Origin of the sequence: Breoghania sp., from assembly GCF_963674635.1 — a bacterium.
Lineage (GTDB): Bacteria > Pseudomonadota > Alphaproteobacteria > Rhizobiales > Stappiaceae > Breoghania.
In genome coordinates, this window is record NZ_OY771475.1 from 514,468 (window position 1) to 527,049 (window position 12,582).

A 12,582-nucleotide genomic window follows, 5' to 3' on the forward strand; every position below is an offset into this window, starting at 1 on the left:
AGGAGCCGGCGGCCCATCCTGTGTCGGGTCGCCCGCGATATGCCGTGGGGCTCGGGCGGCGTCTTGCGCCGCCCGTCCAGCTCTACTGTGCTTCCTGCAAGGCTTTCATGCCGGCTTGAAGCGTCTTCACGATGCGATCCGCGTCATAGACGCAGCCCCGCCAGGTTCCCCCCGAAGCGGCCTGCAGCGCGGCCCACAGACGGGTATCGTCCGGCAGCTTGGGCGCGGGCGCGAGTTCCGGGTGGGTTTCGCGGGCGGCGAGGATCCGGGCGCCTTCCTGCGCGCTGACCTCCTTGTCCTCGGTGCCCAGGAAGTTGACCGAGCCTTCCAGCTTGCGGCAATCGACGACGATCTCGATGATGTCGCCGTCCCTGAGCTTGCCGATCGGGCCGCCTGCGAGCGCCTCCGGTCCGACATGCCCGATGCAGGCGCCGGTGGAAACGCCGGAGAACCGCGCGTCGGTGATCAGCGAGACGTGTTTGCCCCAGGAGACGTGCTTGAGCGAGGAGGTCAGCTGGTAGGTCTCCTCCATGCCGGTGCCCGAAGGCCCGCCTCCCATCACCACCATGATGTCTCCGGCTTCGATCTGGCCGGACTTGATGGCCTTGATCGCCGTCGCTTCGGCTGCGAAGACCTTGGCCTTGGCCTTGTGATGGTAGATGCCGTTCTCATCGATCTTGGAGGCATCGATGGCGGTCGACTTGATGACCGAACCTTCCGGGGCGATGTTGCCGAGCGGGAAGGTGATGGTGGAGGTGAGGCCGCGTTTTGCAGCCAGTTCCGGCGACATGATGACGTCGTCGGGTTCCACATTGTCGAGCTTCACCAGGAGTTGGCGGAACTTCGTGCGGCGCTGCGAGGTCTCCCACCAATCGAGGTTTTCCTTGAGCGTCATGCCCGTGACGGTCAGCACGTCCTCGTTGAGCAGGCCGAGCTTGCGCAAGTGAAGCATCACTTCCGGCACACCACCGGCCATGAACGCACGCACGGTCGGATGATAGACCGGGCCGTTAGGAATGACCGACACCAGACGCGGCACCAGCCGGTTAACCCGCGTCCACTCGTTGACGTCCGGCATGGCGCAACCGGCTGCATGGGCGATGGCGGGAAGGTGAAGGAGGAGGTTGGTCGATCCGCCGAAGGCGGCGTGGACCACCATGGCATTCTCGATGGCCTTGTCGGTCAGGATATCCTTGGTGGTGATACCCTTTTCATCAAGCGCAATCGCGGCGCGCGTGGAGGCGCGGGCCACCTCGTACCAGACCGCCTCGCCGGAGGGCGAGAGCGCGGAGTGGGGCAGGGCGAGGCCCAGTCCTTCGGCCACAACCTGCGAGGTGCCGGCGGTTCCCAGGAACTGGCAGCCGCCGCCAGCCGAAGCGCAGGCCTTGCAGCCTAGCCAGGAAGCTTCCTCCAACGACAGCTCGCCCGCGGCAAACCGTGCGCCGATGGTCTGCACCTTGCCCGCATCGTCGCCCTTTGTCGGCGCCAGCGTCGCGCCGCCGGGGACGATGATCGTGGATTGGTCATGCATGGATGCAAGGGCCATCATCAGGCCCGGGAGCCCCTTGTCGCAGGTCGCCACGCCGACAATGGCGGTGCAGTTCGGCAGGGAGCGGAGGAGGCGGCGGAAGACAATGGCGGCATCGTTGCGATAGGGCAGGCTGTCGAACATGCCCTCGGTGCCTTGTGTGCGACCATCGCAGGGGTCGGAGACGAAGGAGGCATAGGGGAGCCGGTTGCATTCGTCTGCGACCCGGGCAGCCTCGGCCATCAGGGCCTCGATCTCGTAATGTCCGGTGTGCAACCCCAGTGCGAGGGGCTTGCCGTCAGGCTGTCGGATACCTCCCGTGGTCCCGATCAGCATGACTTCCTTGCGCAGAAGTTGGGCCGGATCCCAGCCCATGCCGGCATTCAGCGTCATGCCGAATATATCGCCGGAAGGGCGGTTGATCAGGATCTCTGGTGTGAGCGGGAGGGTTCCCTCAGGCCCCGCTGCGTTGGTCGTTACATCGTAGATATCGGCATGTGTTTCATCGTAGAGAGTGTCAAGTGACATCTCCAACCTCCTCTCTTCAGGTATTTGTTGAAGCGGCGGGCCTCCCCGCCCGGCAGGTCAGATCAGGCCCGCGCTTTTGAGGATCGCTTTGACTTGCTCCTTCTTGGGGTCGGAAAGGGGACTGGTGGGGGGCAGGCACCAGGTCGAGATGTCCTGCCCGGTCTGGACCATCGCTTCCTTCACGGCGTTCACGAAGGGGGTGTCCAGGGTGTAGATGAGCGGCAGCTTGAGCAGCTGGCGATTGAGTTGGACCATCTTCTCCAGATCGCCCTCGCAGAAAGCCTTGTAGATGCCGACGGAGAGCTGCGGTGCGAAGTTGACACTGGCGCTGATTGCGCCGTCGCCCCCCAGCAGAAGGGTGTTCACGAGGTGGTCGTCGTAGCCGCAGAGGACGGAGAAGTGCGGGTGCGCGCCCTTGATCACCTGGATCATGCTGCGCAGGTGGCCGACGGAATCGATCGTGTCCTTGACCCCGGCAATGTTGGGATGGACGTCGACAAGCGACTTGATGAACTCAGGCGTCAGATTCTGCCCGGTGAGGTCGGGGAAGTTGTAGATCAGAACCGGGATGGAAACCGCGTCGGCGATCTGCCCGAAATAGGCACGCAGGTTTGCCTCGGTGATCTTCCAGTAATAGGGATTGATGGCGACGACGGCATCGGCGCCCACGTCTTCGGCATGACGGCTGAGCTCGATGGCTGCGCGCATGTTGGTGTGGCCGGTGCCGATCAGAACCGGCACCCGGTGCCCCACTGCCTCCACGGCGAATGCGGCGAATTCCCGGCGCTCGGCCTCGGTCATCTGGGAGAATTCTCCGCCCGTTCCCAGGAAAAAGAGCCCATTGACGCCTTGCTCGATGAGCATGTCGATCAGCGTCTGCATGCCGACCCGGTCGATTGCTCCATCCGAGGTGAACAGGGTTGAGACGGGTGGGATGATGCCCGCGAACTTCGTGCTGTCTGCCATTTTCTCTCCGACGGTATCGTCCAGGTGTTTTGCCGCGAGGCGGCAGGACCATGTTTCCTTATCGTTTTATATTGTAAAACGAATGACTATATTATAGATCATGCCGGCTACCCTTCGTCGAGCCCCGCGCCATGGGCAGTTTGTCGCGGCGGCAGGAGACGCCATGCGGCAGCCGATCGGATGTCGGGGAAACCGAGCCCATGCGGGGCTTGGCCGAAGCGTGAAAGGTCCAAACGGGGCAGAAACCCGGCCTCTGGAGAGAGGACTTGCCAAGCAATCTGGCGTTCGTTTCCGCGTCGTTTGTGCTCGGGCGGACATATACTTGGGCGTGGCAGGACAATTGAACCGCTCTGAGCGGGCGGGCTATGATCGCCGGGACGTTCCGCTTCGCGCCTACCTTTCGATCTGACGATCCGTATTTCATGTCGGCTGCACGAGGGCACATGCCGGTCGCTCGTGAGGCCGGAAAATGCCGTGAACACTCATCAACCAATGCGGATCGCCGGTCCATGTGACGCCGGTCGCTCCGGGACCCGAAAACAAGCAATGCCGATCATCCAATCCGTGCAGCGGGCGCTGCAAATCCTCGAATTGTTCGACGAACACAAGACCGAGCTGAGGATCTCCGAAATCAGCACTGCGACCGGTCTGCACAAGAGCACGTTGCATTCGCTGCTGAAGACCTTGCAGGCGGCTGGCTACATCGACCAGAACGCGGAGAATGGGCGCTACCGCCTCGGGCTCAAGCTCATCGAGCGGGGATCGCTGGTGGTCAACTCCATCGATCTGCGCAAGCGGGCCAATCCGATGCTTGTCGATTTGTCGCGTGAGACCGGGCAGACCGCACACCTTGGCATTCTGGAAGGTTGTCACGGCGTCTATATCGACAAGGTGGAGGGGCCGGGGGTGCTGATCGCCTATTCCCGTATCGGGCGGCAGTTGCCCATCCATTGCACGGCAATCGGCAAGTCTCTGCTTTCCGGGATGGATCGCAACAAGGTGAGGGAGCTTCTGAAGGACTACGTGTTCGAGCCGTTTACCGAGCGTACCATCGTCACCATGGAGGCGTTCGTCGCTGAATTGGACAAGGTGGCGCAAGAAGGGGCCGCCTGTGACGACGAGGAACACACAATGGGGGTGCGATGCGTTGGCGCGCCGGTCTTCGATCACACCGGGAAGGTGGTGGCGGCTGTGTCCATTTCCACGCTGACGAGCGTGACGCCAGCTGCAGAAACGAAGATCTATACGGACGCCGTGCGGAAAACCGCCGCCACCATATCGAAGGCTCTCGGCTTCAAGGGCGTTTGAATGTCCTGAGGCGCCATTGCCGGATCCCGCGCGACAGATTGGCAGCGCAGTCCGGGGGGAGCCTCTGGCGCGCTTGCGGGCAATGACAGCGTTGAGCCGGGCGCGCCGTGAAACAGGCCGTTCCCGGCTTCTGGCACCGCAAATACCGGGTTTTCCGCAGATGCGGGATTGAACGGCCTGTTCCGGCAGGGGGCGCTCAATATCGCTGCCTGTTCAGCTCAGCCTCCAGTTTCGCGATCCGGGCGTCGCGATCGGCAATCGCTGCGGCAACACGGCTTGCGTCGAAGCGCACCGGTATGTGCTGCGGGCAGTTCACGTCCCAGGTTTCGATGGAAAAGACGATGGCCCGCTCCGCGCGGCCCTTTCCGTCCTCCACGCGCAGCCGCTCCATGAGATCGGGCGCGTTCTCATGGACCGCAGCGGTCCCCCAGAGCTTCACTCGCCGCGCCTGTTCGTAATCGATCAGAAACAGGAAGGCCTGCGGGTTTTCCGAAAGGTTGCCAAGGGTGATGTATTGCCGGTTGCCCGCCAGATCGGCAAAGCCGATCCGGCTCTCGTCGAGAACCTTCAAGAAACCCGCCGGGCCGCCGCGGTGCTGGATATAGGGTTGGCCGTCCGCGCTCGCGGTGCCGAGAAAAACGCTTGTCTGGGCACCGATGAACTGGGCCAGATCCGGCGTGATCCGGTTCTGCCAGGGGCGACGCTCTTCCATACGCGCATACATTTCCCGCGATCCCTTGGCTGTCTGGATCGCCTTGACCGCGGCGGAGAAGGCAACGTCGCTGGGGGTGCTGCGTGCTTGCGCCATGGCTACAGCCCCAATTCGCTCAGGGAGGGGTGATCGTCGGGCCGACGACCCAGCGGCCAGCGGAACTTGCGCTGCGAGGCCTCGATGGGCAGATCGTTGATGCTGGCATGACGCTCCTCCATCAGGCCGTCGGCATCGAACTGCCAGTTCTCGTTGCCATAGGAGCGGTACCACTGGCCGGTTTCATCGCGCCATTCATAGGCAAAGCGCACGGCGATGCGTTTGCCCTCATAGGCCCAAAGCTCCTTGATCAGGCGGTATTCCTCCTCATTGCGCCACTTGGCGGCAAGGAAGTCGACAATTTCGGCACGTCCGTTCTGGAAGGACGCGCGGTTGCGCCAGCGGCTTTGCGGGGTATAGGCGCGCGAAACCGCTTCCGGGTCGCGGCTGTTCCAGGCGTCTTCGGCCAGGCGCACCTTCTGGGCGGCGGTTTCGGCGGTGAAAGGGGGAAGAGGAGGGCGGCTCATATCGGGATCCTTCATGGGTGATCGGCGGCGGGCGCAAGGCCCACCGCCAGGGGGCAGGGCGAGGTTCAGGCGGCGACGCCTTCGGCCACGGGGAAGTCGATCTCGGTCTGGGCCACTTCATTGAGGTAGTTGGTCCAGATGTTCAGCGCGACGTGCTGCACGATCTCGATGATCTGGGCATCGTCGTAACCGGCTGCGCGTACGTCACGCAGGTCGGTGTCGGAGACGTGGCCGCGGTGCTCGGCGATCTTGATCGCGAAGCCGACGGCGGCGTTGGCCTTGGCGTCGGTGGAGCGGCCCTTGCGGTTGGCCGCGATTTCTTCCGGCGACAGCTTGGCGAGGTTCGCACCCAGATAGGTGTGGGCGGAGAGGCAGTAGCCGCAGCCGTTGAACTGGGCGATGGCCAGCGCGATCCGTTCACGGGTGGCGGCGGGCAGGCGGCCCTTGCCGAGCGCGCCGAACAGGCCGAGATAGCCTTCCAGCGCCGCCGGGCTCTGGGCGGCGAGGCGGAACAGGTTCGGGGCGCTGCCGAGCTGTTTGGTGACCTGCTCCAGAAGCGGCTGGGAGGCTTCCGGCGCGGCGGCGATCGTTGCGGGGATTTCAATGCGGGACATAACAGTTCTCCTTGGGGTTTGTTTCGATCAATGTCTCGAATGACCTCAAGATAGGGGCTTCCAAAAATTTCATGCAGACGGTAATTTTGAGAAGTAACCTCTCGAAAAGTGGAAGTATGGCTGACCGTCTCGACTCCATGTCCATCCTGGTTGCTGCCGTGGATGCGGGCAGCCTTTCGGCTGCGGCGCGCGACCTCGGCATGCCCTTGCCGACGGTCAGTCGACGGGTGGCGGAACTGGAAGAGGGGCTGCGCACGCAATTGCTGCTCAGGTCTGCGCGCGGTCTGGCGCTGACGGAGGCGGGCGCGGCCTATGTCGCCGCGTGTCGGCGGATCCTGGAAGAGGTGGCGGAAGCGGAGCGTGCGGCGGCGGGCGAATACAGCACGCCTGTGGGCCTTCTTTCCCTGACCGCGCCCATCGTCTTCGGACGGCTGCACATGCTTCCGGTGATTGCCGAGTTTCTGAAGGTCTATCCGGATGTCGATGTGCGGCTGGAACAGAGCGATCGGCTTGTCAGTCTGCGGGAGGAGCATATCGATGCGGCGGTGCGGATCGGGCATCTGCCGGACAGCAGTCTTCGGGCAAGGCGGCTTGGCGAGGTGAGGCGTGTCTTGTGCGCCAGTCCGGCCTATCTGGAGGAGCACGGTCGTCCACAGCGCGCGGAAGACCTTGCCGATCATGCATGCGTGACATTCGAGAGCCTGATGGCCGCGGATCGCTGGCGGTTCGGGGAGGGGCGCGGGGAACGGTTGATCCGGGTGCGTTCACGGATGGTGGTCAATACGGCGGAGGCCGCGATTGACGCTGCCGCGGCCGGCCTCGGGGTCACGCGGGTTTTGTCCTATCAGGTGGCCCGCGCGGTGGCAGAGGGGCGTCTGGAGATCATTCTTCAAAACGAAGAGCCGGAGCCGTGGCCGGCACATATCGTCTATGGCGGCGGTGGTCTCGTTCCGCAGAAACTTCGCGCCTTCATCGATTTCGCAAGTCCGCGGCTGAATTCCGTTCTGGCCGGTCATCTGGAAACGGCCGCGCGCTGATCGGGGGGCTGCCGGGCGTTGCGACCTTAAATGGACCGATTGTTTGAGGCCCCCTTCGGGTTCGGTATTTCGGAAAAACCCTCTAAAGTGCCGCTGCGGAAAAATGATGGGTTCGGGGCATGGCCTATGTGACGTCTCTCTTTGCTCGGAAAATGGTCGCCGCGGCAGGAGAGGGCGTGGATGGGCCCGCCTTGCTGCAAGCCGCCGGGCTGGATCCGGAAGGTGCGTGGGATCCCAAGGTCATGATCCCCGATACGGCCTACTATGATCTGCTGGAGGGCATTGCGGAACAGACGGACGTGACGGATCTGCCGGTTCGCGGCGGGGCTTCGATGCGTTGCGACGACTATGGTGCCCTGGGTCTGGCGTGGAAGGCCGCCCCCGATTTGCGTGGCTCCCTGTCGCGGGTGGAGCGTTACGCAAGGCTCTGGACCAGCGTGGTTTCCTATGAGGTTCGGCCGGACCCTCAAGGGACATTGTTCATCCTGCACCGCTTGGGGCCGCGCCGACTCGGCCTGCGCCTGTCGAACGAAACGACGCTGGCCAGTGCCGTCTCGCTGGTCCGGCAGGTCAGCTCTGCGCCTTTTGTGCCGATCGAGGTGCTGATCCGGCATTCCGCCCCGAAACGAACCGACGCGCATGAAGCGTGGTTCGGGTGTCCCTTGCGGTTCGATGCGGAGCTGGATGCCTTGCGGATTTCCGATGAGGCACTGGGGCGGGCCAACATCCTCGGCGATGAGGGCATTTCGCGCTATCTGACATCGCATCTGGACGCGGAATTGTCGCAAATCGCGCCAGAGGACACGCTGGTCAGGCGCGCAAGGGACGCGATTGCGCAGGGCTTGAGCGAAGGTGTGCCGAAAATGGAAGATATCGCCCATGAGCTCGGCTTGAGCGGGCGATCGTTCCACCGTCGTCTATCCGAACAGGGCTTGAATTTTCAGGGCCTGACGGAAGAGACGCGGCGCGATCTGGCCGAAGGGCTTCTGCGCGAACCGAATTACACGCTGGCGGAAATTGCGTTTCTGACCGGGTTTTCGGAGCAGAGTTCCTTCACGCGCGCCTTCAAGCGCTGGGTCGGGATAACACCGGCGAGCTTCCGAAAGGACCACGCCTCCGGCTAGGCCCGGCAATTGGCGACCAATGTCAAAACCGTGGCGAGGCCGGTCAAGACCGTACCCGCGTGCGTGACCTATTCCTCCTTCGCATTCCTGCAACCCAAGGAGGACTTTTCATGCAGACCCAACCAATTCTCGTCATCGGCGCCACCGGCAAGACCGGCTCGCGCGTGTGTGCCCGGCTTGAGGCGCAGGGACTTTCGGTGCGTCGCGGTTCGCGGAAATCGCCAACACCCTTCGATTGGGACGCGCCGCAGACATGGGCTGGCGCGATGGACGGTGTGCGCGCCGCCTATGTGACCTATTACCCCGATCTGGCCGTACCCGGCGCCGTGGAGAAACTGGAATCCCTGTGCGAGACGGCGAAGGCTGCGGGCGTTTCTCACCTCGTTCTTCTTTCCGGGCGTGGCGAACATCACGCACGTCTCGGCGAAGAGGTCGTGCGCGCTTCGGGCGTCGATTTCACCATTGTTCGTGCGGCGTGGTTTGCCCAGAACTTCAGTGAAGGCGCGTTTCTTCAGCCCGTGCTTGCCGGTGTGCTGCCGATGCCCGGGGGAGATATCGCCGAACCGATCATCGACATCGAAGATATTGCCGATGTGGCGGCAGCCGCGCTGACGGATGAGCGCCACAAGGGCGAGCTTTACGAGGTTACGGGCCCCCGGCTGATGACATTCGCCGAAATGGCGGCGGATCTCTCGGCGGCGATCGGGCGGGAAATCCGGCACATGCCGATTTCGTTCGAGGCGTTTCACGCCGGTATTGCGGCATCGGCCGGGACGGACTTCGCCGATCTCGTAACCGCGATCGCGCGTGAAACGCTGGATGGTCGCAACGCGCACCTGGGCGACGGCGTTCAGCGGGCATTGGGGCGGGCGCCGCGCGACTTTTCGGATTTCGCAACGCGGACTGCGGCCTCCGGCGCCTGGGCTCAGGCGGCCTGAACGGGGCAATAGCGAGGCGGAAAGGCAGCTTCTTTCGTCTCGCTCAAGGGAGAAAAAGGAGAGTGAGATGTCGCCTTTCATGTTCGTCTTGATGCAATTCACCGTTCTTGCCTATGCGCTTGTCGGTGGCGCTTTTCTGACCTTTTCCGATTTCGTCATGCGGTCTTTGGCCCGCACGAGGGGCGTCGGTGGCGTGGAGGCCATGCAGGTCATCAACCGCGAGGTCTTTCGCTGGGTCTTCATGACCTTGTTTCTCGGCATGACCGGGGTTTCAATGCTCATTCTAGGCTATGCCTGGACCAGTGTTGAGGGGCCCGCGGGAACGCTCATGCTTTGGGCGGCGCTGGTCTATCTGGTGGGGTGCTTTGCGGTCACCGTGGCTTTCAATGTGCCGATGAATGAAGCTCTGGCCGGGATGGACCCCAAGGCCGATGGCACACTTGCCTATTGGCAGGCCACCTATGTGCCGCGTTGGACGTTCTTCAACACGCTGCGCACACTCGCTTGCGTTGTCTCCGCCGCCTTGATGTTGCGGGCGCTTGCCTGGGTATCTCTTTCCTGAGTGGTGCCTGCGGCGGCTTGCAGGTCCGGATGTATCCGGGCCTCAATCCCGCCCGCATCAGGATAAGCAAAGCCCCTCCTAGGCAACGGGAAGCGAACGAGCAGGTTCGAGAGGGGAGATTGTCTTGGCCAACTTGGGCGCGATGTCGTAACCTCAGTAGAACGGGCCCCCGGGGTGAGGTGGGGGAGAGTATCGGGCTTGAAGATTGCGTAGCGTAATGTGCTTTTGCGTGAGAGATAATTTCAGGATTTGAGCATACCGACTGGGAGGGGGGATGGCCGGGCTGACATTGCACGCTCGTGCTGCCACGAAAGACCGGATACGGGTTTGGCTGTGCGCGGATGGCGCGCAGGGTGAGCCCCCGCTTGTGAAATGGAAACTGAACGGTGCGGCTGCCCAGCCAGCTGTTCTGCGTCCGCTCGCCCCGTCGCATGCATTTCGCAATACCGTCATGACTGGCGTGTTCGAGTTCGCGGCCGGCGGGGCGGATACGCCTTTCGACGTGGTGGACGTCGAGGCTGCCGGATCGTCGGCGCGGCTGGAGGTGAGGCCGTTTCCCTCTTCGATCGGGCGGGAGGACTGGTTTCGCGTTCTGTTGTGTTCCTGCTTCCATCAGGCGGAAAACCACCAGGCGCTGCTTGCCAGGGTCTTTCAGAATATTCCGGCCGCGCAACGTCAGGATCTTTCGCTGTTCATGGGCGATCAGGTCTATCTGGATCTGCCGACGCTCAACAATTATCCCGATGACAGTGCAAAGTTGGCGGACCGGTTCGAGCGCTATTACCGCACCAACTGGACCACGAATCTCGGGCTGGAACCGCTGTTCAACGCCGCCCCGGCGGTGTTTTGTCCCGATGATCACGAATACTGGAACAACTTTCCCCACGCTTCTCCCATCATTCAGAACTCATGGAAAAAGGCGTCGCGGGAGCGGTGGAAGGTTGCTGCCGATCAGGTCTATGACGCCTTCCAGTGCACACCGCCAGCCGCGCGTGGCGACAACATCGTTGTCGATGTCGATCCGCTTTCGATCATGGTCCTCGATCAGCGATCGCAAAGACAGGATGACCGAACCGCAACCCTTGGGCCATCCGGGCTGCAACAGCTCAACGAGTGGGTCGATCGCCTGATCGCCGGGCGCAAGATCGGGGCCGTGGTGACGGGACAGTCGCTCCTCGACAAGCCGGTCGGCAAAATCCAGGGAGCCGCAGCGGACTGGGTTTTGTCCAATTACGGCGACTACGAGAGCATCCTGAAGGCCCTTCGGCGGCTGGCCGATGCCGGGCGGCCCGTCCTGCTGCTCACCGGAGACGTTCACTGGGGGCGCGTCACCCGGATCCGGGAGGAAGGGCGCACGAGATTCATCGAGATCATCTGCTCGCCGTCCTCGCTGGTGACGACAATCGGCAACGATCAGCTGAGGAGCATCGGTGCCGGATTTCGCAGGTTTTTCCGGGGCGAGAGGACGCGCTGGCCGCGTCATGCCTCCGCGCCAGACCCGGAGCCGTATTTCGCCCCGCAAGTCTTTGGCAAGCGCTTCACGACAGACGTCGTCTGCAAGCATCAGGGAGATCAACTCGCGATGCTCGCATTCCGGCAGGCCGCCGGCGGGATTGAGGCCAAGGTTACATATTATGAGGTCCACGAAAGGCCGAACTCTCCGAGAGAAATAGACCTCGGCCTTTTGCGTTGAAAAATTTGGGGGACATGACGTGTTGAATATTATTTCTTCCACGGCCAAGGAGCTCAATCCGCAATTTGTTCGCGAGCCCCGCAGGGGTAACGAGAACAACGAGACGTGGTTTCGTCGTCACCTTGAAACGCTTGCAGGCGAAGACGGGGCGAAGGGAATGTCCTATCTCGTGCTCATCGGCGGGAAGAAGCAGTCCTATTTTCACACGCGCGTTGCGCAAGGCCACATGCGAAACGACATGACGCCCAGCCACTGGTCTCATGTCGCCCTGCTGCAAGGGTCCGGGCCGACCGAAAAAGGCGCGTTGTGGGAGATATCGCTGGAACCTGCGGAAGGGTTTGGCTATCCGCCATCCGATAATGCGGTCGAGGAGGCGCATCTTTCCAACTATTCCAGCAAGAACATGTACCCGAATATCGCGGTGATGCGGATTCCGGTGAAGCTCAGCGACATGAAGAAGACGATCCTGCAATTCAAGAGGCAGCGCGTGGATCTCGATTGTGTCGAGTTGCTCGTGCTTTGGCTGGGTTATGTGTGGGGCGTGGGACGAGCCGCCAACCCTCTCTTCGATGGGTACGGGCTTCCCTCTGCGGCCTTTATCGAGGCGCTGTGTTCCGCAAACGGGTACGATCTGACGCCGGGGCTTGAAAGCCGCGCAAGCTGTCCGGAGGCCATCTGGCAGGCGGCCAGGTGGTGGCACGAGTTCCAGATCAACCAGCAAGGTGCTGAGGCGATCCGGGGCATGTGGCACACCGAGCATTATCTGGGAACCGCGTAACGCTCATTGCTCCCATCACCATCCATCGCTGTCCGAAGCCGGGCCGCCTGAGGCGGGTCAGACGGTTATGCTGGACCGGCCATCAAGCCCATGTTTTCCTTGGAATACCCTGAATGGCAGCCTGTCGGAAACGCCGGATCGGGATGTCGGTTCGGGCATCCTGAGGGGCATCGTTGCGGTGCGGAGAGGGAGCCATGTCCGCGCGTCGCGACCTGGAGGCGGGCGGAGTTG

Annotated in this window: 12 protein-coding genes; 7 read left to right on the forward strand and 5 right to left on the reverse strand. The window is 62.5% G+C overall.

Annotated features, from left to right (window positions below; all coding sequences use genetic code 11):
* Window positions 1-82 precede the first annotated feature (82 nt).
* Together ABGM93_RS02380 and ABGM93_RS02385 are read right to left on the reverse strand one after the other, a co-directional pair.
* Window positions 83-2,056, reverse strand: a complete 1,974-nt coding sequence (locus ABGM93_RS02380) for a YjhG/YagF family D-xylonate dehydratase (RefSeq protein WP_321503137.1) — start codon at window positions 2,054-2,056, stop codon at window positions 83-85.
* Between the two features lie 57 nt (window positions 2,057-2,113).
* Window positions 2,114-3,022 carry a dihydrodipicolinate synthase family protein gene (locus ABGM93_RS02385; RefSeq protein WP_321503139.1) on the reverse strand — a complete coding sequence of 303 codons (909 nt, stop codon included), beginning with the start codon at window positions 3,020-3,022 and terminating at the stop codon, window positions 2,114-2,116.
* Between the two features lie 546 nt (window positions 3,023-3,568).
* Here ABGM93_RS02385 and ABGM93_RS02390 point away from each other — a divergent pair.
* Entirely contained in the window at window positions 3,569-4,330 is a 762-nt protein-coding gene (locus ABGM93_RS02390; protein WP_321503141.1) for an IclR family transcriptional regulator, read from the forward strand.
* 196 nt (window positions 4,331-4,526) lie between these two features.
* On the opposite strand, the gene ABGM93_RS02395 is transcribed toward ABGM93_RS02390, so the two are convergent.
* From ABGM93_RS02395 to ABGM93_RS02405, 3 genes are all read right to left on the reverse strand, one after another.
* On the reverse strand, window positions 4,527-5,138 hold the full coding sequence (locus tag ABGM93_RS02395) for a pyridoxamine 5'-phosphate oxidase family protein (RefSeq protein ID WP_321337616.1): 612 nt from the start codon (window positions 5,136-5,138) through the stop codon (window positions 4,527-4,529).
* 2 nt (window positions 5,139-5,140) lie between these two features.
* Window positions 5,141-5,605, reverse strand: coding sequence for a nuclear transport factor 2 family protein (locus tag ABGM93_RS02400; protein ID WP_321503143.1), 465 nt, complete (start codon window positions 5,603-5,605; stop codon window positions 5,141-5,143).
* A gap of 65 nt (window positions 5,606-5,670) precedes the next feature.
* The gene (locus ABGM93_RS02405; protein ID WP_321503144.1) at window positions 5,671-6,219 is read right to left on the reverse strand and encodes a peroxidase-related enzyme; all 549 of its coding nucleotides are present in this window, start codon (window positions 6,217-6,219) and stop codon (window positions 5,671-5,673) included.
* A 116-nt stretch (window positions 6,220-6,335) separates the two neighbouring features.
* On the opposite strand from ABGM93_RS02405, the gene ABGM93_RS02410 reads away from it, so the two are divergent.
* The 6 genes from ABGM93_RS02410 to ABGM93_RS02435 all read left to right on the forward strand — a co-directional run bounded on the left by ABGM93_RS02410 (window position 6,336) and on the right by ABGM93_RS02435 (window position 12,351).
* Window positions 6,336-7,256 carry a LysR family transcriptional regulator gene (locus tag ABGM93_RS02410; RefSeq protein WP_321503146.1) on the forward strand — a complete coding sequence of 307 codons (921 nt, stop codon included), beginning with the start codon at window positions 6,336-6,338 and terminating at the stop codon, window positions 7,254-7,256.
* A 176-nt stretch (window positions 7,257-7,432) separates the two neighbouring features.
* Window positions 7,433-8,380, forward strand: a complete 948-nt coding sequence (locus tag ABGM93_RS02415) for an AraC family transcriptional regulator (protein ID WP_321503147.1) — start codon at window positions 7,433-7,435, stop codon at window positions 8,378-8,380.
* 110 nt (window positions 8,381-8,490) lie between these two features.
* The gene (locus tag ABGM93_RS02420; protein ID WP_321503149.1) at window positions 8,491-9,318 is read left to right on the forward strand and encodes an NAD(P)H-binding protein; all 828 of its coding nucleotides are present in this window, start codon (window positions 8,491-8,493) and stop codon (window positions 9,316-9,318) included.
* A gap of 67 nt (window positions 9,319-9,385) precedes the next feature.
* Window positions 9,386-9,880, forward strand: coding sequence for an anthrone oxygenase family protein (locus ABGM93_RS02425; protein WP_321337607.1), 495 nt, complete (start codon window positions 9,386-9,388; stop codon window positions 9,878-9,880).
* A 451-nt stretch (window positions 9,881-10,331) separates the two neighbouring features.
* Entirely contained in the window at window positions 10,332-11,573 is a 1,242-nt protein-coding gene (locus ABGM93_RS02430) for an alkaline phosphatase D family protein (RefSeq protein WP_321503151.1), read from the forward strand.
* 22 nt (window positions 11,574-11,595) lie between these two features.
* The gene (locus tag ABGM93_RS02435) at window positions 11,596-12,351 is read left to right on the forward strand and encodes a hypothetical protein (RefSeq protein WP_321503153.1); all 756 of its coding nucleotides are present in this window, start codon (window positions 11,596-11,598) and stop codon (window positions 12,349-12,351) included.
* Window positions 12,352-12,582 lie beyond the last annotated feature (231 nt).